We start from the raw sequence: 22,630 nt of genomic DNA, 5'->3' as shown, positions 1-22,630 counted from the left end.
GGCGCCGGCCACGGCGCCCAGGCCCGCGCCGACCGCGCCTTGACGGACGGCCTGGCTCGAGCCGGCGCCGCCGCCGTAATACGGGTCGCTGGCGCAGGCGGTCACCAGAAGACCGGCGCCGGCAATGGCGAGAATCGCCTTGCTCATGGTTCTGTCCTTCATCCCTTAGGGGGCACCCCTGAAGCTTCGATAACGCAGTCCGAAGAGGGCGGTTCCGAGGCAAAACGCCACAAGCTTCACTTTATTTTTCCCTCACTGTCGCAGGTGCGGAACTGGCCGCCCGCGCAGGCGTTCGCCGCCCATGATCGACGCCCCGAATTTCCTGAGCGCCCTGGCCGCCGCCCCTTCGTCGCACGACACGGTCGAGGAGCCTCGCCCTCTGACCGGGGAGGTCCGGCTGGAGCGGGTCATCATCCTGGTCAATCCCTTGTCGGGCGGCGTCGGGCCGCAGGCGGCCGATGAAGCCGCCGCCCTGCTAGCCGTCTATCCGCTGCAGGCCGAGGTGGTGGTGCTGGAGGGCGCGCGCATTCCGGATCAGATCGGCGAGGCCCTGGCGGCGCGGCCGGACGCCCTGTTCATCCTGGCGGGCGACGGGACGGCGCGCTCGGTCGCCGCCCGCGCCGGACCGGATGGGCCGCTGATCGCCCCCTTGCCCGGCGGCACCATGAACATGCTGCCCAAGGCCCTGTACGGCACGGCGGACTGGAAGGCGGCGCTTCGGCTGGCGCTGGAAGAAGGCGCGCCCCAGTGCGTGTCCGGCGGCGAGGTCGAGGGCGAGGCCTTCTATTGCGCCGCCATCCTGGGCTCGCCCGCCCTGTGGGCCCCGGCGCGCGAGGCCATCCGCGAGGGCAAGCTGAAGATGGCCTGGACCTATGGTCGTCGGGCGCTGAAGAAGGCCTTCTCGGGCCGTGTGCGCTATGCGCTGGACGGCGGGGCGCGGGAAAAGGCCGAGGCGCTGGTGCTGATCAGCCCGTTGATCTCCAAGGCCATGGTCAAGTGCGACGGGCTGGAGGCGGCGGCCATGAACACCGCCGACGCGGCCCAGGCCTTCCGTCTGGCCGCCCACGCCCTATTTGACGACTGGCGCCAGGATCCGACCGTCACGACGCGCGGGGCGCGCAAGATCGAGGTGGAGGCCCGTTCGCGCATTCCCGCCGTGATCGACGGCGAGCCGATGCTGCTGGGCCGCGAGACGGCGGTGAAATTCGTATCCCGCGCCTTCATGGCCCTGGCGCCCAAGCCTCCGGCGGGCAGGGACAGCGTCTAGTGGGTCTGGTTCTTCAGTTCTCGGACGTTCATTTCGGATGCGAGCATGAACACGCGGTGGCGGCGGCGTCCGACTACGCCCACGCGGCCGGGGCCGATCTGATCCTGATCACCGGCGACATCACCCAGAGGGGCTATCCGCGCGAATTCGCGGCGGCGGGCGAGTGGATTCGCGCCCTGCCCGAGCCGGTCTTCGTCACCGTCGGCAATCATGACGTGCCCTATTGGGATGTGATGGCCCGGCTGTTCTGGCCGTGGCGGGCGTTCGAGCGGGCGACCGGCCATCCGGCGCATGACCATCAGTTCCGTCGCGAGGATCTGATGGTGCGCGGGGTGACGACGGCGCGCGGCTGGCAGGCGCGGCCCAACTGGTCCAAGGGCGTCATCGATCTGGATCAGACGCGCCGCGCGGCCGAGGCCCTGCGTCAGGCGCCGGCCGGGGCCTTGCGCGTCCTGGCCTGCCATCATCCCCTGGTCGAGATGATCGGCGCGCCGATGACCGGCGAGGTCAAGCGCGGCGAGCGGGCCGCCCGCATTTTCGCAGAGGCGGGCGTCGACCTGATCGTCACCGGCCATGTTCATGTGCCCTTCGCCCTGCCGATCGGGGTGGGGGACCACTGCTCCTATGCGGTCGGTTGCGGGACGCTGTCGCATCGCGAGCGCGGATCGCCGCCCAGCTTCAACCGCATCGAATGGGACGCCGAGACGGTGACGGTTTCGGCCGTGGCCTGGGATGGTCGGGCTTTCGCCGATCACCAGACCTGGCGACTTCCGCGCCGCCGCGCCTGACGGCTGCTGGTTTTAATCATGAAAAAGGGCCGCGACGCCATGGTCGCGGCCCTGATTTCGATGTCTGGCCGTTCGGCTAGATGCGCGGCCCGCCACGTCCCCTCAGCCCGCCGACCAGCAGGGAGACGACGAACAGGATGACGGCGATGATGGCGATGAATTTGGCGATCTCGAACGACATGCCCGAGATGCCGCCAAAGCCGAGCACAGCTGCGACCAAGGCGATGATGAAGAAAATAATAGCCCAACGAAGCATAGGCGAACCCTCCGAAAGATGTTGACGGGAGCGGGCTTTCGACCTCTCCCGTCGATAGCGCCGCTTGCCTGAAACAACGCCTCGGAGACTTGGCTGTTCCCTTTAACGGCGACGGCCTGTGCGGCTTGTGCTGCGGCTCTTCTCGGTGAAGGCCGCCGCCACCATGGTGGCCAGCGCCGGGTTGCGCAGAAAGATGAAGCCGCCGGCCAGAGCCGCCGCAGCGCCCAGGATCGGACGCTGCTGGAACAGCCGGAAAGCCCGCACGCCGAGGCCTTCTGGCTCGTCGTATTCCTCGTCCTCGTCATCGCCATGCGCTCGTCGCACGAAGACCAGGGCGACGATGGCCGCGATCAGGGCGAACAGCAGAGCGGTCAGGGCGGCGCCGATCAGCGGCGGCACGACCAGCAGCAGCAGGTAATAGACCGTGGCCCCCAGGGCGACCATGGCCACGAAGGCCGCGCCGGCGGCGACGAAGGTCGCCACCGCGCGGTTGATGAGCCCCCGCCCGATCATCAGCGCCGACGCCCGGCCAGCAGCAGGCCCAGGACGACGCCGACGCCCAGCGCGATGGCGGTCGACTGGATCGGGCGCTCCTGCACGCGCTCGACGACATAGCGCTGGGCCTCGTCGAACTTCTCGGCGGCGTCGTCGTAATACTCGCGACCGCGCACCTTGGCGTCGTCGTAATAGCCGCGCGCCTTCTCGCGCAGTTCCTCGCCCTGCTCGCGCAGGCGGGCTTCGGCCTCGGAGGCCTTTTCCTTCAGGCGCTGGGTTTCCTCGCGGGCGCCCGTCTTGAGATCCTCTTTCAGGGTCTTGAGGTCGTTCTTGATGTCTTCACGAGCCTTGGACGTGGCCATGATGCGCGCTCCGCTCCTTGTGTAAGCTTGACGATTAAATAGAGAAGCCCTGCCCGGAACGCCACACCGACGATCAAGGTTCCTGCAATGCAGCATGGGCGAAGGTCGCAGGACCGCCTATCTGGCGCGACGCGCGCGGCGCTTCTAGAACAGGCGTCATGACCCAGTGGCTGTTCTCTCCCGCCCCGACGCCGTCCCTGCCGATCGAAGGCGAGGCGCGTCGCCTGCCCGTGCGGCGCATCCTGTGCGTGGGCCAGAACTACGCCGCCCACGCCCGCGAAATGGGGGCCGATCCCGACAAGCCCGCGCCCTTCTTCTTCGCCAAGCCGGGCGACGCCCTGGTCGTGGACGGCGCGGACCCGGCCTATCCGTCGGCGACGCAGAACCTGCATTATGAGGTCGAGCTGGTCGTGGCCCTGGGCGCGGACGCCCGGCCGGTCGGCTGGGCCGTCGGCGTCGATCTGACGCGGCGCGATCTTCAGGCTGAAGCGAAAGCCAAGGGGCGGCCGTGGGAGGCGGGCAAGGCCTTCGACCAGTCCGCGCCCTGCGGCGCGCTCAGCCTGACGCCGCCCGCGTCCGACGCGACGATTGAGCTGAAGGTCAACGGCGAGGTCCGCCAGTCCAGCCGCCTGTCCGACATGATCTGGGACGTGGACGGCGTCCTGTCCAAGGCGTCTGAACTGTGGGCGCTGCAACCCGGCGACCTGATCTTCACCGGCACGCCCGAAGGCGTCGGCTCCCTGAGCCCCGGCGATCGGGTCGAGGCGATCATCGCGGGCCTGCCCCCACTCAACTTCACGGTGCAATCATGATCCTGCACGGCTACTGGCGCTCGGGCACCAGCTACCGCACCCGCATCGCCCTCAATCTCAAAGGGGTCGAATATCGGCAGGCGGCGCTGGATCTGCGTACGGGCGCGCAGAAGTCCGACGCCTACCTCAGGCTCAATCCGCAGGGGCTGGTTCCGGCGCTGGAGACGGACGACGGCCTGGTGCTGACCCAGAGCCCCGCCATTCTGGAATGGCTGGAGGAGACCCATCCCGAGCCGCCCCTTCTGCCGCGCGATGCGGCGGGCCGGGCGCAGGTGCGGGCCATGGCGGCGGTGATCGGCTGCGACATCCATCCGCTCAACAATCTGCGAGTGCTGAAGGCGGTGCGCGGTCTGGGCGCCGATCAGGCGGGGGTGGACGCCTGGGCCGGTCAATGGATCATCGACGGCTTCACGGCGCTGGAGGCCTTGGTCGTGCGTCACGGCGAGGGCTGGTGCTTCGGCGGCGCGCCGACCCTGGCCGACTGCTACCTGATGCCCCAGCTCTATTCGGCGCGGCGGTTCCACGTCGATCTGGCGGCTTTCCCGCGCCTGCTGGAGATCGAGGCGAGGGCCGAGGCGCATCCGGCCTTCATCGCCGCTGTGCCGGAAAACCAGCCGGACGCGGATTAAGCGTCTTCATTCACCAACGACCTTGATTTCGGTCAATCTCCCTTAAGCTTTGACGGCGAAAGTGGCGGTGTGAGATTCGCCGTTCCACCCTCTCCGGCCGACAAACTCGCCATCGCCCTGGTGGTCGAGCCTGATCGGTCCCGCCCGCTGCCGCCCGGTCAGCGGGAGGAGGCGACGCGCCACCTGCTTCAGACTGCGGGCGACGCTGGAATCGGCCTGGTCGCCACCCGGCCCGAGGGCGACGTCGAGCGGATGCTGGGTCAGGCCTGGCCCTTCCCCTCGCCTTTCCGCGTCACCGTCCGCACCGTGCCCCTGGCCGACGGCCTGGACCGGGTCGAGGCTCGCGCCCGTCGTTCGCTGGAGCGTATGGGCCTGCCGCGCGGCGACGCCGTGCTGGTGCAGAGCGCCGCCGATCTGGCCGGCGCCGAGGGCCGCGCCCTGTGGGACCGCCTTCAGGCGTTGAAGGCGCGCGGCGTCTTCCGCAAGGTCGGCTTCATCGCCACGGTCGAGGACGGCCCGGGCCTGCTGGCCCGCCGCTTCCAGCCGGACGTGGTGCAACTGACCTGCAACATCCTGGACCAGCGCGCGGCGCGTTGCGGCGTCATCGCCGAGCTGGCGAGCCAGGGGGTCGAGGTGCATCTGGCCTCGGTCTTCGCCCAGGGCCTTCTGTTCGCCAACCGCGAGAGCCTGCCGCCCGAACTGGCCGCCCACGGCATGGCCCTGTCGCGCACGCGCCGCCGTCTGGCCGAGGCGCGCGTCGACCCGATGCAGGCGGCGCTGGCCTACGCCCTGACCCTGCCCGGCGTGGCCTCGGTCATCGCCAGCGTGGCCTCATCAGCCGAGCTGCGCGCCATCATCGCCGCCTCCCACGCCCCGCGCCCCGACATCGACTGGGACGCCCTGGCCCTGGACGAGACGCCTGCCGCCCTCGCCTCGCGCCCGCGCCTGCGGCTGGTCAGCGCCGCCTGATCCACAGGGCTGTCCACAGGTCGCCTTGCGCCTGTGCATGAGGGACGCCGCCCGCGCTTGAGGCCGCCGCCCCGATCCGCCACCCTGCGGGCCAGATGAACGCGCCCCTCTCTCACCCGCCGAAAACCGACCTCAAGCCGGACGCCGGAACCACGCCGGTCATGGCGCAGTATCTGTCGGTCAAGGCCGGCCAACCCGACGCCATGCTGTTTTTCCGCATGGGCGACTTCTACGAACTGTTCTTCGAGGACGCGCAGAAGGCGGCGGCGGCGCTCGGCATCGCCCTGACCAAACGCGGCAAGCATCAGGGCGAGGACATCCCCATGGCCGGGGTGCCGGTCCACGCCATGGACGGCTATCTGGCGCGGCTGATCCGTCAGGGCTTCAAGGTCGCCGTCTGCGAACAGCTGGAAGATCCCGCCGAGGCCAGGAAGCGCGGCTCCAAGGCTGTGGTCCACCGCGATATCGTGCGGGTGGTGACGCCCGGCACCCTGACCGAGGACACGCTGCTGGACGCGCGCGGCGCCAACCGGCTGGCGGCGGTGGCGATCCGCAAGGGCAGGGCCGCCGTGGCGGTGGTCGAGCTGTCGGCGGGGGTGGTGGATTCAGTCGCCTGCGACCTGTCCGACCTGGGCGCGGCCCTGGCGGCGTTCCGCCCGTCGGAGGTGCTGGTCCCCGACCGTCTGTTTTCGGACGAGACGATGAAGGGCGCGCTGGACGGCTCGGGCGGCGTGGTTCAGGCCATGCCCCAGGCCCTGGCCGAGCCGGTCGGGGCCAAGGATCGGGTGCAGCGGCTTTACGGCGTCTCGGCGCTGGACGGCTTCGGCGCCTTTGAAGAGGCGGAAATCTCGGCGCTGGGCCTGATCGCGGCCTATCTGGAAACGACGCAGGCGGGCAGGATTCCCGCCCTGACCCCGCCGCGCCGCTCGGGCGAGAGCGGCTTCCTCGCCATCGATCCAGCGACCCGTCTCAGTCTTGAAATCGACCGCACACAACGAGGCGAGCGCGACGGCTCCCTGCTGCACGCCATCGACCGCACCGTGACCTCGGGCGGGGCGCGGGCGCTGGCCGAGCGCGTCTCGCGCCCCCTGCGCGATCCGGCGGCGATCAACGCGGGACTGGATGCGGTGGAATGGTTGCTGGAGCGGCGCGACCTGCGGCGCGACCTGCGGGAATCTTTGCGCGCTTCGGCAGATGTGGCGCGGGCGACCTCGCGTCTGGCGCTGGGACGCGGCGGGCCGCGCGATCTGGCGGCCATCCGTTCGGGCTTGAAGACGGCGCAGGGGCTCAGCGCCCTGTTCACGGCCTCGGCCAATGATCCGCTGGCCGGGCCGCCCGCGCGGGTGACGGCCTGTCTGGACCGACTGGCGCTTGAGGGCGACCTGTCGCACCTGCTGGCTGAACTGACAGACGGCCTGATGGACGAGCCGCCGCATCTGGCGCGCGACGGCGGCTATGTGAACCCTGGCCACCGGCCCGAGCTGGACGCCGCCCGCACCTTGCGCGACGACAGCCGCAAGGTCATCGCCGAACTGGAGGCCAAGGCCGTCGCCGACAGCGGGATCGCCTTCAAGGTGCGCCACAACGCCGTCCTCGGCTACTTCCTGGAGACCAGCGCCAAGGCGGCCGAGCCTCTGCTGCGCGCGGGACCCGACAGCCCCTTCATCCACCGCCAGACCCTGGCCAATCAGGTGCGCTTCACCACCGTTGAGCTGTCCGAGCTGGACGCCAGGATCAGCCAGGCCGGGCACCGCGCCCTGGCCATCGAGGCCGAGACCTTCGAGGGCTGGCGCCGCGAAGTCGCGCGTCTGGCCGGACCGCTGCAGGGCGTGGCCGAGGCCTTGGCCGAACTGGACGCTCACGCCGCCCTGTCCGAATGGGCCGAAGAGGTCGGGGCCGTGCGCCCCAGCGTCGACGACAGCCTGTGCTTCGCCGTCGAGGCGGGCCGCCATCCAGTGGTCGAGGCGGCGGTGAAGGCGCAGGGTTTGCCCTATACGCCCAACAACTGCCAGCTGGCGGGCGACGGCGTCGGGGCCTCGCGCCTGTCCATCGTCACTGGGCCGAACATGGCGGGTAAGTCGACCTTCCTGCGCCAGAACGCGCTTCTGGTGGTGCTGGCGCAGGCCGGGGCCTTCGTCCCGGCGCGGTCGATGCGGCTGGGCGTGGTCGACCGCCTGTTCAGTCGCGTCGGCGCCGGCGACGATCTGGCGCGCGGCCGCTCCACCTTCATGATGGAGATGGTCGAGACGGCCGCCATCCTGACCCAGGCGACCGGCCGCAGCTTCGTCGTGCTGGACGAGATCGGGCGCGGCACCGCCACCTATGACGGTCTGGCCATCGCCTGGGCTACGGCCGAGGCCCTGCACGAAACCAACCGCGCCCGCACCCTGTTCGCCACCCACTATCATGAGCTGGCCCAGCTGGAGGAACGGCTCGACCACGTCTGCAATCTGTCGATGAAGGCGCGCGAGTGGAACGGCGAACTGGTCTTCCTGCACGAGGCGGCGCCCGGCGCGGCGGATCGTTCCTACGGCGTGCAGGTGGCGCGTCTGGCCGGGGTGCCGACGGCGGTCGTCGGCCGCGCCCGCGAGGTGCTGGAGCGTCTGGAGAACGAGAAGGCGGCGACCGCCCGTCTGGACGACCTGCCGCTGTTCGCCGCCGCTGAGCCGCCCCCGCCGCCGATGAAATCCATGCTGGACGAAGCCGTCGCCGCCATCGATCCCGACGACCTGACCCCGCGCGAGGCGCTGGAGGCGCTGTATCGACTGAAAAATCTGGCGAAGACCTAAACTTCCGCTCATCCCGGCGGACGCCGGGATGAGCGGTAGATAGGGAGCGTGCTATGGTCGTCGCCGTGACCGCACCGCCTCTGCTCCCGTCCGCCATTCTCGACGCCGCCTCGGCGCCGGACCCGCGCGCCGCCGTCACCGCCCTCCTGCGCGAAAGCTTCGACGCCGCCCGCGTCCGCGCCGCACGCCGGGCAGAGAGCGCAACCGACGGGGCCGAGGCCGCGCGCCTCTACGCCGAGGCCGCGGACGCCCTGCTGACCACCCTGTGGCGCTTCACGACCGAACAGGTCCATCCGGCCCCGGACGAGCGGCTGACCCTGTTGGCGGTCGGCGGTTACGGGCGCGGGGTGCTGGCGCCGTTTTCGGACCTCGACCTGTTGTTCCTGCGGCCAGGACAGGCGATCAGCCCGCGCGCACAGGCGGTGGTCGAGTTCGTCCACTATGTCCTGTGGGATCTGGGGCTGAAGGTCGGTTCGGCCTTTCGCTCCATCGGCGAGACGCTGGCGTTGGCGCGCGACGACATGACGGTGCGGACCAGCCTGCTTGAGGCGCGGGTCGTGGCGGGCGATGCCGGTCTGGGCGAAAGCTTGCTGAAGCGGTTCCGCAGCGCCGTCGCCCGCGCCGATCCGCGCCCCTTTATCGCCGCCAAGATGGCCGAGCGCGACGTGCGCCTGCAGAAGACCGGCGCCGTCCGCTATCGCGTCGAGCCGAACGTCAAGGACGGCAAGGGGGGCTTGCGCGACCTCAACACCCTGTTCTGGATCGCCCGCTCCCTGGCGCCGGACAGCGAGCGCGGGCAGGCGGCGCTGGAGGGACTGCTTACCGCGCGCGAGCTGCGCAGCTTCCGCGAGGCGATCGGCTTTTTGTGGCGGGTGCGCATCCTGCTGCATCTGGTCGCCGGGCGCGCCGAGGAGAAGCTGACCTTCGACGTTCAGCCCGAGATCGCCCGGCGCATGGGCTGGCGAGGGCGCGGCGACGAACTGGCGGTCGAGCGCTTCATGCGCCGCTATTTTCAGGTCGCGCGGGAGGTCGGCGCCCTGACCCGCGCCGTCTCGGCCCAACTGGAGGCGCGTCAGCAGAAGAAGGCCGAAGGGCTGGCGCGCGGCCTGTCGCGGCTGATCCGGCGCCGCCGGGTCAAGCTGGCCTTTGATGGTCTGGCGGTGGAGGAGGGGCGGCTGACGGTCACGGGGGCCAACGTCTTCGCCCGCGATCCGGTGCGTCTGCTGCTGCTGTTCGTCGAGGCGGACCGGCTGGACCTGGACCTGCACCCCGACGCCTTCGCCGCCGTGATCCGTTCGCTGACCCTGGTGGCGCCTGCCCTGCGCCGCGATCCGCGCGCGGCCGAGGCGTTTCTGACGGTGCTGGCGCACGGCCAGCGGCCCTATCGCGTCCTGTCGATCATGAATGAGACGGGTTTCCTCGGCCGCTTCCTGCCCGAGTGGGGGCGGATCGTCGGCCAGACCCAGTTCAACATGTACCACGCCTATACGGTGGACGAGCACACCCTGCAGGCGGTGGGGATCATCAACGACATCGCGCGCGGCAAGCTGAAGGCGGACCACCCGGCCTCGACCGCCATCGTCCCGCGCATCGCCGATATCGAGGCCCTGATGCTGGCCATGCTTCTGCATGACGTGGGCAAGGGCGGCGACCGGGGCCAGCTGGAGGACGGCGCCATCGCCGCGCGCCGGGCCTGCGAGCGGTTGGGCGTCGATCCGCGCCGGATCGAGCTGGTCGTCTGGCTGGTGCGTCATCATCTGCTGATGAGCGACTACGCCCAGAAACGCGACGTGTCCGACCCCTCAACCGTGCGCGCCTTCGCCGAGGCGGTGGGCGACCCCGAGCGTCTGCGGATGCTGATGGTGCTGACCGTGGCCGACATCCGCGCCGTCGGGCCGGGGGTGTGGAACGGCTGGAAGGGGCAACTGATGCGCGCCCTGTTCGAGGCGACCGAGGCCCTGTTCCGGGGCGACGCCGTGACGCGCGAAGACCCCCTGGCCGATCACCCGGCGCTGGTCGAACGGGCGCGGCGCGAGGGGGCGGCGGTCGAGGCCCTGCCCGCCGAGGGGCCGCTGGAATCCACCGCCCGCGTGGCCGTGGCGGCGCGCGACCGGCCCGGCCTGTTCGCCGATCTGGCCGCTACCCTGTCGATGGCGGGGGCCGACGTGGTGGGCGCGCGACTGGCCACCGCCGACGACGGCATGGCGCTGGACGTGTTCGAGATTCAGGACGGGGCGGGCGAACCCTATGGCGGGCGCGAGCCGCGACGGCTGGCCATTCTGGTCAAGGCGATGGAGCGGGCGGTGCTGAAGGGGGCGCGGACCTCGACGCTGGAGCCGCCGCGCGTCAGCGCCCGCCGCGCCGTCTTCGATGTGCGGCCCGTGGTGCGGATCGACGCCGATACGGGCACCAGCGCCGTGGTGATCGAGGTCTCAGGCGCCGACCGCCCCGGCCTGCTGGCGGACCTGGCGCGGACGATTTCCGCGCACGGCTATTCGACCCGCTCGGCCCACGTCGCCAGCTTCGGCGAGCGGGCGGTGGACGGTTTCTACATCACCGATGCCGACGGCCGGAAACCCAGGAGCAAGTCGAAGCTGGAGGCGCTGAAGGCCGATCTGCTGGAGGTGCTGGATCGCGCGCCGCAAGGCCCGGCGGGACGGCGCATCGTTCCTGTGCGCGCCAGCGTGCGCGACGTCTCGGATCTGGAAGGCGCGTTGGGCCGCAAGCCCGTATCCAGCGACCCGCAGGCGCGCTAAGGCGTTTCGGGACCGAGCGCAGGAACAGCCGTGAACGACAAGACCGATCCCATCGAACCGGCCGCGCCGATTTCTGCGGCAAACGCCACGGTCGAGCCGGTGGTCCAGCCGCCCGCCTCCGCCGCGACGGCCAAGCCCAAGACGGGCGGCGTGGCGCGGTCCTCGGCCATCTTCAGCGCCATGACCCTGCTCAGCCGTCTGGCCGGGTTCGCGCGCGATCTGGTCATCACGGCGGCGCTGGGCGCCTCGGCGGGACCGGCGGCCGACGCCTATTACACCGCGCTGAACTTCCCCAATCTGTTCCGGCGCATCTTCGCCGAGGGGGCCTTCGCCGCCGCCTTCGTGCCCGCCTACGCCAAGACGCTGAAGAGCGAAGGCGAGGCGGCGGCCGACAAGGTGGCGACCGACGCCCTGGCCGCCGTGGCCGCCGTCACCGTGGCGCTGACCCTTGTCGCCCAGCTGGCCATGCCGTGGCTGATGACCGTCATCAACATCGGCTTTCTGGATGATCCGGCGCGCTTCAAGCTGGCGGTGATCCTGACCCAGATCACCATGCCCTACCTGCCCTGTATGGCGATCGCCTCCCTGCTCAGCGGGGTGCTGAACGCGCGGGGGCGCTTCATCGTCTCGGGCGCCTATCCGATCCTGCTGAACCTGATCATGCTGGCGGCCGTCATCCCGGTGAAGGGCGACCAGATCGAGGCCGCCTACGCCGCCTCCTGGGCCGTGCTGGTCGCGGGCGTGGCCCAGGCGGGGCTGTGCTGGTGGGCGGCGCGCAAGGCGGGGGCGAACATCCGTCTCAGCCTGCCGAAGATGACTCCGGCGGTGAAGGCCATCATCATCACCGCCGTTCCCGCCGCCATCGGCAACAGCGCGACCCAGATCAACGTCTTCATCTCCGGCAACCTGTCCAGCTTCGTCGACGGCGGCCGTACCTGGCTGGCGACGGCGGACCGGCTGTATCAGCTGCCGCTGGGGCTGGTCGGGGTGGCGATCGGCATCGCCCTGCTGCCCAAGCTGTCGGCGGCGGTGGCGTCACAGGATCACGGCCAGCAGCAGGCGTCGATGGACGAGGCGCTGATCCTGTCCATGGCCTTGACCCTGCCGGCGGCGGCGGCCCTGATGGCCATGCCCTATTTCCTGATCGACGCCCTGTTCACGCGCGGCGCCTTTCTTCAGATCGACGCCGTCAACACGGCTCACGCCCTGCTGCATTTCGGCTGGGGCGTGCCCGCCTTTGTCCTGATCCGCATCCTGGCGCCCGCCTTCTTCGCCCGCGGCGATACGCGCAGGCCCATGGTGTTCGCCCTGGTGTCGGTGGCGGTGAACGCGGCGCTGGCGATCGGCTTGTTCTATCTGGGCATGGGGGTGTCGGGCATTGCGGCGGCGGTCAGCGCCTCGGCCTGGACCAATGTCATCCTGCTGGCGGCGACCCTGTGGCGGCGCGGTCATTACCGCCCCAGTCCGCGCGCGGTCTGGCGTCTGGGGCGCATCGCCCTGGCCAGCACGGGTCTGGCGGCGGTGGTCGGCGTCGCCTCCTGGGCGCGGCCGATGCTGCAGGCGCCGGTCGCGGACCTGCTGGCGATGCTGGGATCGACCCACGGCGCCAAGGAGATCACCCTGCTGCTGGTCGTGGCGGCGGGCGGTCTGGCCTATGTCGTCCTGGCCTTCCTGACGCGCGCCGTGACGGTGGCTGAGGTCAAGGGGCTGGTCCGGCGCTCGGCTCGGTCATAGGTCCAGCAGCACCTCCAGCGCCTTCTTGAACTCCACCAGACCCTGTTTGGCGCCGAGCGCCGCCGTCAGGGATTCCAGCGGCCCGTCGATGGCCGCCAGCGTCGCGCGCAGGGCGCGGCGGTACAGGGACCAGCCTCGGCTCATGCCGGGATTCCGGCTGGGTTGGGCGGCGACGACCAGGCGATAGGCCGCCAGGATCGCTAGCATCTTGAAGCGCAGCGCCTCGCCCTGAAGGCGATGCTCGACCATGGCCGGGGCGGTGAAGTCCGCTGCATCGACCAAGGCGATCAGGGCGTCGACGTCTTCCAGCGCCAGGCTCCTCGCCGCTAGGAAGGCGTCGTCCAGCACCGGGTCGGCGGGATCGCCGCCGCTGGTCAAGATCAGCGTCTCTCTGAACTCGGCGATCATGTCGATCAGGTGGCGCAGCAGCGCCAGCATCCGCGTCAGCGCCAGGCGAGAGTCGAAACCCTCGGGCGGGGCGACTTCGAACTCGTCCATGTCCTTCCCTCCATGCCGATGGAAGAGGATGCTAACATCGTTCCATGATCGCGGCGACGTGCGAACCGCCGCAGGAGTGTTGCCCTTCGCGCCCCGAACCGATAAGCGCGAGGGCATGGCGCTTTCGGGACGAAAACTCGCTCACGGACGATGGCGCGGCTGACCTGCCGCCTCGTGCCTTCGCACGCCTGCCTTTCGCGCGGGATGACGCGCGCCGACATTCGCCTTTCGACTTCCGAGATCCATCATCATGACTGACCAGACTCCGGCCCAATACACCGGTCCGCGCCGCATCCTGTCCGGTATCCAGGCCTCCGGCGCCCTGCACCTGGGCAACTATCTGGGCGCGCTGAAGCGCTTCACCGAACTGCAGGAGACGGGCGCGCCCCTGTTCGTATTCGTCGCCGACATGCACGCCATCACCGTCTGGCAGGAGCCGGAGAAGCTGGCCGCCCAGACGCGCGAGATCGCGGCGGCCTATCTGGCTTCGGGCCTCGACCCGGCCAAGGCGGTCATCTTCCCGCAGTCGGCCGTGCCCGCCCACGCCGAACTGGCTTGGATCTTCAACTGCGTCGGCCGCTTGGGCTGGCTGGACCGGATGACCCAGTTCAAGGAGAAGTCGGGCAAGCACAAGGAACGCTCCAGCGTCGGCCTCTACACCTATCCGGTGCTGCAGGCGGCGGACATCCTGCTCTACAAGGCGACCGAGGTGCCGGTCGGCGAGGACCAGAAGCAGCACCTCGAGCTGACCCGCGACATCGCCCAGAAGTTCAACAACGACTTCGGCACGCCGGGCTACTTCCCCCTGCCCGAGCCGCTGATCCAGGGTCCGGCGACGCGGGTCATGTCCCTGCGCGACGGCGCGGCCAAGATGTCCAAGTCCGATCCGTCGGACCTGTCGCGCATCAATCTGACCGACGACGCCGACGCCATCGCCAACAAGATCCGCAAAGCCAAGACCGACATGGAGCCGTTGCCGGAAACGGTTGAGGGTCTGGAAGGTCGGGCTGAGGCCAAGAACCTGGTCGCCATCTACGCCGCCCTGGCCGACACCACGCGCGAGGCGGTGCTGGCCGAGTTCGCGGGTCAGGGCTTCGGCGCCTTCAAGCCCAAGCTGGCGGAGCTGGCCGTGTCCTCGATGGCGAACGTCACCGCCGAGATGCGCCGCCTGATGAACGACCCGGCCGAAATCGACCGCGCCCTGGCCTCCGGCGCCGAAAAGGCCCGTGAGATCGCTGAGCCGACCATCGCCGAGGTCAAGAAGATCGTCGGCTTCTGGCAGGGCTGAGCCGAATGGCGCACCCGCTCGACCGTCCGATCTGGAACGCCCTGACGTCGGCGCGTCAGGCGTCCCTGGCCGTGGGCGCAGCAGGGGCGCTGCGGCTGGCGCCGGGCTACGGCGTCTTCGTCGCCAGCGTCGATCAGTCGCCGGAAAGCCTGGCGGCCGTCGCGGCGCTGGAGCAGCCCGAGGGCCTGCTGGCCACGGTCGAGGCGGAGCGCACGCCCGTCCCGCCTGGCCTGACGGTGCTGAAGGAGGCGGTGCTGACGCAGATGGTGCTGGTCGACTTGACCCCGGCCAAGGCGCGCGACATCGCCATCGAGCCCCTGACCGAGGCCGACGCGCCCGCCATGCTGGCCCTGGCGACGCTGACCGAGCCGGGGCCCTTCTTCGACAAGACGCACCGACTGGGCGACTTCTTCGGGGTCAAGCAGGACGGGCGGCTGCTGGCCATGGCGGGCGAACGGCTGAAGCCGGACGGCTTCACCGAGGTCTCCGGCGTCTGCGCCCATCCCGACGCGCGCGGGCGAGGCTACGCCGGGGCGCTGATGCGGGCGGTGATCGCGCGCATCCTGGCGCGCGGCGAGACGGCCTTCCTGCATTCCTACGCCGACAACGCCGGGGCCATCGCCCTGTATCATTCGCTGGGCTTCACCATCCGGGCGCAGATGCAGATGCGGATGCTGGCTCAGGACGATCTGACCCAAGGCGATCTGGCGAAAGCCGAACCGGGCGCCTAGCTTAAGCTTCGACCCTTTGTTTCGGAGCCTGTCATGAGCCAGCACGTCGCCGTCGTCGAATGGAACCGGGGCGATCAGCCCTTCAGCGACAACAAATACGGCCGCGGCCATGACTGGCGCTTCGACGGCGGCGCGGTGGTGCGCGGGTCGTCGGCGCCCTCGCCCATGATCCCGCCGCCCCTGTCGGAAGAGGCGGCGGTGGACCCGGAGGAGGCCCTGGTCGCCGCCCTGTCCAGCTGCCACATGCTGTTCTTCCTGGCCTACGCCCGCAAGGACGGCTTCGTGGTCGATTCCTATCGCGACGATGCGGAAGGGACGCTGGGCAAGGATGAGCGCGGCAAGATGTCGATCACCGAGGTGGTGCTGCGTCCCACCGTGACCTGGTCGGGCGACAAGCAGCCGGATGCGGCGGCCATCGCCGACCTGCATCACCGCGCCCATGACGTTTGCTACATCGCCAACTCGGTTCGCGCCGAGGTGAAGATCGAGCCGCGCTGAAATCCTCAGGCCGTCTCCTCTTCGATCAGGGAGCGGAAGGCGGCGTGGGCGGCGATCATGCCGTCCGTCGTCGCCAGGGTGATGTTGCCCGCAGGCCGCGCCAGGTCGCCGGCGGCGAAGACGCCCGGCTGGCTGGTCTGCTGCTGGGCGTCGACCTTGACGATGCGGCCCATGGGGGTGTCGGTCATTTCGCAGCCCAGGCTCTCGGCGAAGCGGCCGGACTGCCGCACATGGGCGCCGACGAAGACGGCCTTCAGCGGGATGAAGCGGCCGTCGACCAGCCGCGCCCCGGTCAGGGTCGGCGCCTCGCCTTCCAGACGTTCGATGGGCGTCGGCTCGATGGTTACGCCGCGCCGCGCCAGCATGCGCGCGTCGTCTTCGCTCAGGCGCGCCGGATCGATGAACAGCACGACCTGGCCCCATTCGGCGACGACGCTGGCGTACTGGACCGCATGGTCGCCGCGCCCCAGGACGCCGATCGGCCCGCCGCCGACCTCATAGCCGTGACACCACGGGCAGTGCAGGGCGGTGCGGCCCCAACGCTCCTTCACGCCGGGCAGGTCGGGCAGGACGTCCTCGACCCCGTGGGCCAGGATCAGGCGACGGCCCATGGTGCGGCTGCCGTCGGCGAAGGCGACCGAGAAGCCGCCGTTGATGCGCGCCGCGTCCACCGCTTCGGCCATGCGGAAGGCGGCGGTGGGATAGGCCGCGACCTGGGCGCGGGCGGCGGCGGCGATCTCAGACCCCGGACGGCCGTCGTTGCTCAGCACCCCGTGCGCGCGAGCGGCGAAGCGGTTCCGGGGGCGGCCGTCGTCGATGACCAGGACGCGGCGGCGCGCCCGCACCAACTGCAGGGCGGCGGACAGACCGGCGTAGGAGCCGCCGATGACGACGGCGTCATGGGGCATCGGATTTTCGCTGGTGCGCATGGAGCAGGTCTCTCTTGGGATGGGCGGCCAGCCGGCGCGAGAAGTCCGCCGCCAGATCGGCCAGGGTGATGGAGTCCAGCCGCGCAGCCAGCAGGGCGCGCGCGGCGGCGTAGGTGTCGGACAGGGCGTCGTTGACGGCCGCCTCGATCAGGCACCCCTCGGCCTCGACCGGCGGCGTCTCGGGCAGCAGGCCGGGTTCGCCCAGGGCGGCGTGAACCTGGCCCAGGGTGACGGCCTCCAGCGGGCGCGCCAGCCTCCAGCCGCCGCCGTGGCCTTTCTCGGATACGACCAGCCCCTGTTCGCGCAGGCCCGCCATGGTTCGGCGGACCACGACCGGATTGGTCGACAGGCAGGTCGCCAGCATGTCCGAGGTCATCGGTCGGCCGTAGCGCTGTTCATGCTCGGCCATGTGCAGCAGGGCGTGCAGGATGTTGGAGAGGCGGGAGTCTCTTTTCATGTAACTTCAATTGTTACGTGATGGGGCGCGCGTCAAGGCGCGGCCGCGTGATTATTTTCAGGCGTGGGGCGCGCTGTCCTTCAGGAAGGCGGTGAAGCGGCGCAGCGCCTCTTCGGTCAACTCCGGGTGATGACGCATCGGGCCGTTGTTGGTCGGCTCGTCGAAGGCGTGGGTGCCGTCGGCGACCCAGCTTTCGACCTCCGAGCCGCAGTCGCGGATCATGGCGTTGACCCGTTCGGCGTTGCGCACGGTGGTCAGGTGGTCGCGTTTGGCCGTCAACGCCAGGACGCGCGGGCAATGGCGCCAGGGCTTCATCCGATTGAAGGCCCACGGCCCGATGTAGGAATAGGCCAGCCAGACGGCCTTCACGCCGGACAGGTCGACGCTGGCCGGATCGGCGACTCCCATGCGGCCCGGCTCGGGCGTCTCGCTCATCATCTCCATGACGGCCCAGCCGCCGTGGCTCCAGCCGCCTAACGCCAGTTGCGCGGCGTCCACGTCGGGTCGCTGCGAAATCCCGTGAATGGCGGCCAGCACGTCGCCCGCGCGCTCATAGCCGCGAAAGGCCAGGCCGGTGCAGACGGCGACCAGGGTGAAGCTCCGGCCCCAGCCGCGCGGGGCGTAGGAATCGACGATGAAGGCGCGCCAGCCCGCCGCCTTGGCCGCCTCGGCGTAGCGCGGCAGGTGGGCGCGCAGGCCGCCGCAGCCATGGAACAGAAGCACCGCCGGACGGGGGCGATCATCGTCTGGTCCGACGACATGCACATGCGGTTCCAGCAGGGCCCAGCGGGCGGCGACGGTGTCCATCGGCGCAGCTTAATCCGTCCTGTCGCCGAAGAAAGGGGTCTTGCGCTTTCGATATATCGATATATCTGTTGCAAGTTAGATATATCGAAGTGAGAGATGAAATGAGAGGATCCAAGGGGATCGGAAAGCGCGGCCACGGCCTGGACCAGGGTCGGGGCCATGGATTTGGGCGCGGCTGGAGCGCCTTCGGGCATGGCGGCCATGCGCGGTCGATGTGGCCGGAAGGGCGACGCCTGGGCGAAGGCCGGACGCGCGGCGAGGGCCACGGCCGGCGCGGCGGCGGCCGCATGTTCGAGCACGGCGCACTGCGCTGGGTGCTGCTGTCGCTGATCGCGGACAAACCCGCCCACGGCTATGAGCTGATCAAGGCCATCGAGGCGCGCATGGGCGGCGCCTATACGCCCAGCCCCGGCGTCATCTACCCCAGCCTGACCCTGCTGGAGGACATGGGCGCCGTCAGCGTCGTCGCCGAGGGCGGCAAGAAACGCTACGCCGTCACCGACGAGGGGCGCCGCCTGCTGATCGAGAACGCCGAGGCCCTGGCCCACGCCGAGCGCAAGATGAAGGCCCTGCGCGGCCGCGCCGACCGTCCGGCTCGCATCGCCCAGGCCATCGAGGCCTTCCGCGCGGCGACCCATGAGCGCCTAGCCCAGGAGCCGCCGCTGAGCGAGGCCCAGGTCGAGGCCATCGCCGATCTGATCGAAGCCGCAGCTGAAAAGGTGAGACAGGCATGACCGACGCCCTGCTGAGACAACCGCGCCGCGTGCGGCACGAGCTGAAGTTCCGCCGCGCCCGCGTTGAGGCGGTGGAGCAGCTGACGCCGGTGCTGAAACGGATCGTCCTGACCGGCGACGAGTTGGACGGCTTCTTCAGCCCCGGCTTCGACGACCATGTGAAGATCTTTCCTGTGCCGCGCGGCGAGCCTCTGGTGCTGCCGACGCTGGGGCCGGACGGGCCGGTCTATGCCGAGCCCAAGCCGGTGGCGCGGGACTATACGCCGCGCGCATTCGACGTCGCCAACCGGCGGCTGACCATCGACTTCGCCGTCGGTCACGGCGGCCCGGCGACGGCCTGGGCCGAAGATGCGCGGCCGGGCGACGAACTGGGGCTGGGCGGGCCGCGCGGCTCCTTCCTGATCCCGACCAGCTTCGCCGAACATCTTCTGGTCGGCGACGAGGCGGCCATCCCCGCCATCGCCCGGCGGCTGGAGGAGCTGCCCGCGACCGCGCGCGCCATCGCCTGCATCGAGGTGAACGACGCCGGCGGAGAGCTGGATCTGCCCAGTCCGGCGAACGTCGAGATCGTCTGGGTGCATCGCAACGGGGGCCCGCGCGGACGACCCGAGGCGTTGACGGCGGCGGCGGTGGCGGCGGCGAAACGGATCGACCCGGCCGACGCCTATGTCTGGGTCGCCTGCGAATCCTCGGTCGCCCGCTCGATGCGCGCGGCGTTGCTGGCCGCCCGGCCGTTCAACCAGAAATGGATGAAGGTCGCCGGCTACTGGCGCCTGGGCCGCGCCGGCTCGCACGAGGTGATCGAGGACTGAGGCCCGACCGGCCCTTGGCTAAAGAAAAGGGCGCTGCCGATGACCGGCAGCGCCCTGTTTTCTGCGCTCAAGCAGCGAGCCGCCGCGCGGCTCGCGTTAGCGTCCAAAAAGCGGCTCAAGCAGCAGGCGGCCGCGCCGCCTGCGTTAGCGCTCTTCATGCCTAGTGCCGGAACACGCGCACGCCCGTAAACGCCATGGCGATGCCGCGTTCGTCGGCGGCGGCGATGACCTCCTCGTCGCGGATCGAGCCGCCCGGCTGGATCACCGCCGTGGCCCCGGCGGCGACGGCTTCCAGCAGGCCGTCGGCGAAGGGGAAGAAGGCTTCGGACGCGCAGGCCGAACCCTCGGCCAGCGAGTGGGCCAGGCCCTTGGCCTCGCCGGCTTCCTTGGCGCGGATGGCGGCGATGCGGGCGCTGTCGCGACGGTTCATCTGGCCGGCGCCGATCCCCGCCGTCTGGCCGTCCTTGGCGTAGACGATGGCGTTGGACTTGACGTGCTTGGCCACGGTGAAGGCGAACAGCATGTCCTGGATCTCGGTCGGCGTCGGCTGGCGGCGCGTGACGATCTTCAGGTCGGACGGCTTGATCAGCGAGCGGTCGCGCGACTGCACCAGGAAGCCGCCGGCCACCGAGCGGAACACCTCGCCCGCGCCGTGCGGGTCGGGCAGGCCGTCAGTGATCAGCAGCCGCAGGTTCTTCTTGGCGGCGAAGACGGCCTTGGCTTCGTCGTCGGCGCCGGGCGCGATGACGACCTCGGTGAAGATGTCGGTGATGGCGCGCGCGTCATCGCCGTTCAGCGGGCGGTTGACGGCGATGACGCCGCCGAAGGCCGAGACGGCGTCGCATTCCAGCGCGCGGGCGTAGGCCTCTGACAGATCCTTGCCGACCGCCACGCCGCAGGGGTTGGCGTGTTTGACGATGACGCAGGCCGGAGCCTCGAACTCGGCCACCAGCTCATAGGCGGCGTCGGCGTCGGCGATGTTGTTGTAGCCCAGCTCCTTGCCCTGGATCTGGGTGGCGTAGGCCACGCCCGGACGCTTCTCGCCGGTGCGGTAGAAGGCGCCGGTCTGATGCGGGTTCTCGCCGTAACGCAGGGTCTGGGCCAGCGAACCGGCGATCGACTTGCGCGCCGGGGCGGCGTCTTCCAGTTGACCGGCGAACCACGATGAGACGGCGGCGTCATAGGCGGCGGTGCGGGCGAAGGCGCGGGCGGCCAACTGCTTGCGCAGGGCCAGCGAAGTCGAGCCGTCGGCCTTCAGGGCCTCCACGATCAGGCTGATGCTCTCGGCGTCCACGGCGACGGCGACGTGGCCGTGGTTCTTCGAGCCCGAGCGGATCATGGCCGGACCGCCGATGTCGATGTTCTCGATGGCCGCTTCAAAACCGCCGCCGTCCTCGACCGTCTTCTCGAACGGATAGAGGTCGATCCAGACGATATCGATGGCGCCGATCTCGTGCTCGCTCATGGCGGCGGCGTGGGCCGGGGCGTTGCGCACGCCCAGCAGGCCGCCGTGCACGACGGGGTGCAAGGTCTTGACCCGGCCGTCCATCATTTCCGGGAAGCCGGTCAGATCGGCCACGTCCTTGACCGGTAGGCCGAAGCCCGCGATCGCCGCCTTGGTGCCGCCGGTCGAAACCAGTTCGACGCCCAGGCCGGCCAGGGTGCGGGCGGCGTCTTCCAGCCCCGCCTTGTCCGACAGGGAGATCAGGGCGCGGACGGGTTTGATCGCGTCCGGGGCGGGCGGAAAGTCGGGAGCGGCGGGCATGGGCGGCGTCCGTTTACGGCTGGGGCGGGGAGATGGCGGGGCCTCTAGCACCAACGGGGCGCGGCGTCAGCCCTTGGCGGCCTCGGCCTTCGGTAGGGCGATGAAGTCCCCACGCCGAGCAGGCCGCCAATTCTCTTCGACAGGCCAGGTGTTCTTTGGGCCCGCCCAGCGGGTCGCCATATAGGCCTCGGGCTCCAGCGGCTCGCCGTTCAGCAGAAGCTCGCACTGGATGCTCATAATGCGCGCGGACATACGCACCGACAGCTCACCCTCGCCGATCGTGGTCAGCCACGGTTCCGCGTAGGATTGGCGCGTACGAAACATGCCGCGACTGTCTTGCACCGTCTCGTCATTGACCCTGAGGCGTTCCTGCGCCCATCCGGCCCAGCTGAAGGCGTTGTCCACGCAGACTGTCGAATTGCCGACCCGGTAGATCCAACGCTGACAGATCATGCGAAGCATCAGTGGGGGTCGCCGCTCGCGCCCGCCGGGCTCAGCTTCCAGCGGACCTTGGTCTCGGCGTCAGTGCGGGCCGAGCCGCGCACGACGATCTGGAGGCTGCGGCGGGTCAGGCCCTCGTCGATGTGGACGGCGGGCTCGATGGCCACGTCGGGGCCGTCGCTGCGGAACCACCAGCCGCGCCCGGACGGGCCGCGTAGCAGGATGGAGCGGCGGTCGCGGGCCAGGGAGGCCTGGACGCCGGGCTCGAGCTGGAAGCGCAGGGCGTAGGGGGCGGCGATGGCGCGGGTCGCCTCGGGTCGGCCTTCGGGCGGATGCAGTCGCTCTTCGGCGCGCAGTTCATCCAGCCGCTGGTCGATGTAGAGGCGGCGCTGGTGCATCAGGCCATAGCCGGGCATCCAGCCGTCGTGCTCGACCTCCAGCCAGACGGCGCCGTCGCCGTCCTGATGCTGGCGCGTGACGTGCAGGGCGGGGCCGACCAGGCGCGGGCCCAGAAGCTCGCTCTTCCAGCCGGACAGGGGCTCGCCCAGCGGCTGTTCGCCCAGGGTCAGGGTAGAGGCGCCGGGCGTCAGGCGCAGGGCCTGGCGGTCCAGGGCGCGCGGCGTCCATCCGGCTGATGTGAACAGGCGGTCGCGGCCGCAGACGACCTCCAGCGCGGCGGGCTGGCCGCAGGCGGCGGCCGACCAGGCGTTGCGGGCCGGGGCCTCGACATCGATCATGACGGTCAGCAGCGGGCTGGAGACGCGCAGCAGGCCGCCGACGGCGCCGCTGGGCGGGGGGGCGGGCGCATCGGCG

23 protein-coding genes are annotated in these 22,630 nt (G+C 70.2%); 13 read left to right on the top strand and 10 right to left on the bottom strand.

Annotated elements, in window-relative coordinates:
- The first annotated feature begins 301 nt into the window (after window positions 1–301).
- Both B2Y21_RS02235 and B2Y21_RS02230 read left to right on the top strand, forming a co-directional pair.
- Window positions 302–1,267 (top strand): diacylglycerol/lipid kinase family protein, encoded by a 966-nt coding sequence (locus B2Y21_RS02235; protein WP_292056533.1) that lies wholly within the window; start codon window positions 302–304, stop codon window positions 1,265–1,267.
- Complete coding sequence (locus B2Y21_RS02230; protein WP_292056530.1) at window positions 1,267–2,055, top strand: metallophosphoesterase family protein; 789 nt, start codon at window positions 1,267–1,269, stop codon at window positions 2,053–2,055. The genes B2Y21_RS02235 and B2Y21_RS02230 overlap by 1 nt, the downstream gene beginning before the upstream one ends.
- Window positions 2,056–2,131: 76 nt before the next feature.
- Here the strand turns inward: B2Y21_RS02230 and B2Y21_RS02225 are convergent, their stop codons facing one another.
- From B2Y21_RS02225 to B2Y21_RS02215, 3 genes are all read right to left on the bottom strand, one after another.
- On the bottom strand, window positions 2,132–2,311 hold the full coding sequence (locus B2Y21_RS02225; protein WP_003166483.1) for a DUF1328 domain-containing protein: 180 nt from the start codon (window positions 2,309–2,311) through the stop codon (window positions 2,132–2,134).
- A gap of 102 nt (window positions 2,312–2,413) precedes the next feature.
- Complete coding sequence (locus B2Y21_RS02220; RefSeq protein ID WP_087141845.1) at window positions 2,414–2,824, bottom strand: hypothetical protein; 411 nt, start codon at window positions 2,822–2,824, stop codon at window positions 2,414–2,416.
- Window positions 2,824–3,168: a glycine zipper domain-containing protein gene (locus B2Y21_RS02215; protein WP_087141844.1), complete on the bottom strand. Its 345-nt coding sequence runs from the start codon at window positions 3,166–3,168 to the stop codon at window positions 2,824–2,826. Before B2Y21_RS02215 ends, B2Y21_RS02220 begins: the two co-directional genes overlap by 1 nt.
- 158 nt (window positions 3,169–3,326) lie before the next feature.
- Between B2Y21_RS02215 and B2Y21_RS02210 the strand changes: the two genes are divergently transcribed.
- From B2Y21_RS02210 to murJ, 6 genes are all read left to right on the top strand, one after another.
- Window positions 3,327–3,980, top strand: a complete 654-nt coding sequence (locus tag B2Y21_RS02210; protein WP_292056525.1) for a fumarylacetoacetate hydrolase family protein — start codon at window positions 3,327–3,329, stop codon at window positions 3,978–3,980.
- Window positions 3,977–4,609 carry a maleylacetoacetate isomerase gene (maiA, locus tag B2Y21_RS02205; protein ID WP_292056523.1) on the top strand — a complete coding sequence of 211 codons (633 nt, stop codon included), beginning with the start codon at window positions 3,977–3,979 and terminating at the stop codon, window positions 4,607–4,609. Before B2Y21_RS02210 ends, maiA begins: the two co-directional genes overlap by 4 nt.
- A 69-nt stretch (window positions 4,610–4,678) precedes the next feature.
- Window positions 4,679–5,578, top strand: coding sequence for an aldo/keto reductase (locus B2Y21_RS02200; RefSeq protein WP_292056521.1), 900 nt, complete (start codon window positions 4,679–4,681; stop codon window positions 5,576–5,578).
- A 95-nt stretch (window positions 5,579–5,673) separates the two neighbouring features.
- Window positions 5,674–8,367, top strand: coding sequence for a DNA mismatch repair protein MutS (gene mutS / locus B2Y21_RS02195; RefSeq protein WP_292056519.1), 2,694 nt, complete (start codon window positions 5,674–5,676; stop codon window positions 8,365–8,367).
- A gap of 53 nt (window positions 8,368–8,420) precedes the next feature.
- On the top strand, window positions 8,421–11,123 hold the full coding sequence (gene glnD, locus B2Y21_RS02190; protein ID WP_292056518.1) for a [protein-PII] uridylyltransferase: 2,703 nt from the start codon (window positions 8,421–8,423) through the stop codon (window positions 11,121–11,123).
- A 30-nt stretch (window positions 11,124–11,153) separates the two neighbouring features.
- On the top strand, window positions 11,154–12,857 hold the full coding sequence (murJ, locus tag B2Y21_RS02185) for a murein biosynthesis integral membrane protein MurJ (protein ID WP_292056517.1): 1,704 nt from the start codon (window positions 11,154–11,156) through the stop codon (window positions 12,855–12,857).
- Here murJ and B2Y21_RS02180 read toward each other — a convergent pair.
- Window positions 12,852–13,355 (bottom strand): hypothetical protein, encoded by a 504-nt coding sequence (locus B2Y21_RS02180; protein WP_292056516.1) that lies wholly within the window; start codon window positions 13,353–13,355, stop codon window positions 12,852–12,854. The two genes, murJ and B2Y21_RS02180, sit on opposite strands and share 6 nt — an antisense overlap.
- Window positions 13,356–13,605: 250 nt before the next feature.
- On the opposite strand from B2Y21_RS02180, the gene trpS reads away from it, so the two are divergent.
- The 3 genes from trpS to B2Y21_RS02165 are packed head-to-tail and all read left to right on the top strand — an operon-like array spanning window position 13,606 to window position 15,872.
- Window positions 13,606–14,643 (top strand): tryptophan--tRNA ligase, encoded by a 1,038-nt coding sequence (trpS, locus tag B2Y21_RS02175; RefSeq protein WP_292056515.1) that lies wholly within the window; start codon window positions 13,606–13,608, stop codon window positions 14,641–14,643.
- Window positions 14,644–14,648: 5 nt separating this feature from the next.
- Window positions 14,649–15,374: a GNAT family N-acetyltransferase gene (locus tag B2Y21_RS02170; protein WP_292056514.1), complete on the top strand. Its 726-nt coding sequence runs from the start codon at window positions 14,649–14,651 to the stop codon at window positions 15,372–15,374.
- Window positions 15,375–15,407: 33 nt separating this feature from the next.
- Window positions 15,408–15,872, top strand: coding sequence for an OsmC family protein (locus B2Y21_RS02165; RefSeq protein WP_292056513.1), 465 nt, complete (start codon window positions 15,408–15,410; stop codon window positions 15,870–15,872).
- Window positions 15,873–15,877: 5 nt separating this feature from the next.
- Here the strand turns inward: B2Y21_RS02165 and B2Y21_RS02160 are convergent, their stop codons facing one another.
- From B2Y21_RS02160 to B2Y21_RS02150, 3 genes are read right to left on the bottom strand one after another with little or no spacing between them, the layout of a single operon-like run.
- Window positions 15,878–16,801: an NAD(P)/FAD-dependent oxidoreductase gene (locus tag B2Y21_RS02160; RefSeq protein ID WP_292056512.1), complete on the bottom strand. Its 924-nt coding sequence runs from the start codon at window positions 16,799–16,801 to the stop codon at window positions 15,878–15,880.
- The gene (locus B2Y21_RS02155; RefSeq protein WP_292056510.1) at window positions 16,770–17,258 is read right to left on the bottom strand and encodes an Rrf2 family transcriptional regulator; all 489 of its coding nucleotides are present in this window, start codon (window positions 17,256–17,258) and stop codon (window positions 16,770–16,772) included. Before B2Y21_RS02155 ends, B2Y21_RS02160 begins: the two co-directional genes overlap by 32 nt.
- Window positions 17,259–17,315: 57 nt before the next feature.
- Window positions 17,316–18,065 carry a dienelactone hydrolase family protein gene (locus B2Y21_RS02150; RefSeq protein WP_292056509.1) on the bottom strand — a complete coding sequence of 250 codons (750 nt, stop codon included), beginning with the start codon at window positions 18,063–18,065 and terminating at the stop codon, window positions 17,316–17,318.
- 101 nt (window positions 18,066–18,166) lie between these two features.
- On the opposite strand from B2Y21_RS02150, the gene B2Y21_RS02145 reads away from it, so the two are divergent.
- Both B2Y21_RS02145 and B2Y21_RS02140 read left to right on the top strand, forming a co-directional pair.
- On the top strand, window positions 18,167–18,799 hold the full coding sequence (locus tag B2Y21_RS02145; protein ID WP_292056507.1) for a PadR family transcriptional regulator: 633 nt from the start codon (window positions 18,167–18,169) through the stop codon (window positions 18,797–18,799).
- The gene (locus B2Y21_RS02140; RefSeq protein ID WP_292056506.1) at window positions 18,796–19,611 is read left to right on the top strand and encodes a siderophore-interacting protein; all 816 of its coding nucleotides are present in this window, start codon (window positions 18,796–18,798) and stop codon (window positions 19,609–19,611) included. Before B2Y21_RS02145 ends, B2Y21_RS02140 begins: the two co-directional genes overlap by 4 nt.
- Window positions 19,612–19,771: 160 nt before the next feature.
- Here B2Y21_RS02140 and purH read toward each other — a convergent pair whose 3' ends face one another.
- The 3 genes from purH to B2Y21_RS02125 form a co-directional block, all read right to left on the bottom strand.
- Window positions 19,772–21,376 (bottom strand): bifunctional phosphoribosylaminoimidazolecarboxamide formyltransferase/IMP cyclohydrolase, encoded by a 1,605-nt coding sequence (gene purH, locus B2Y21_RS02135; protein WP_292056505.1) that lies wholly within the window; start codon window positions 21,374–21,376, stop codon window positions 19,772–19,774.
- A 66-nt stretch (window positions 21,377–21,442) separates the two neighbouring features.
- Window positions 21,443–21,829 (bottom strand): hypothetical protein, encoded by a 387-nt coding sequence (locus tag B2Y21_RS02130; protein ID WP_292056504.1) that lies wholly within the window; start codon window positions 21,827–21,829, stop codon window positions 21,443–21,445.
- An 8-nt stretch (window positions 21,830–21,837) separates the two neighbouring features.
- Window positions 21,838–22,630 (bottom strand): heparinase II/III domain-containing protein (locus tag B2Y21_RS02125; RefSeq protein ID WP_292056502.1); only part of this gene is annotated, 793 nt, incomplete at its 5' end.

The sequence above is a fragment of the Brevundimonas sp. UBA5936 genome (genome assembly GCA_002430835.1).
Taxonomy (GTDB): domain Bacteria; phylum Pseudomonadota; class Alphaproteobacteria; order Caulobacterales; family Caulobacteraceae; genus Brevundimonas.
Note: the sequence above shows the minus strand (reverse complement) of the source record. Positions and strands in the feature narration are given on the sequence as shown.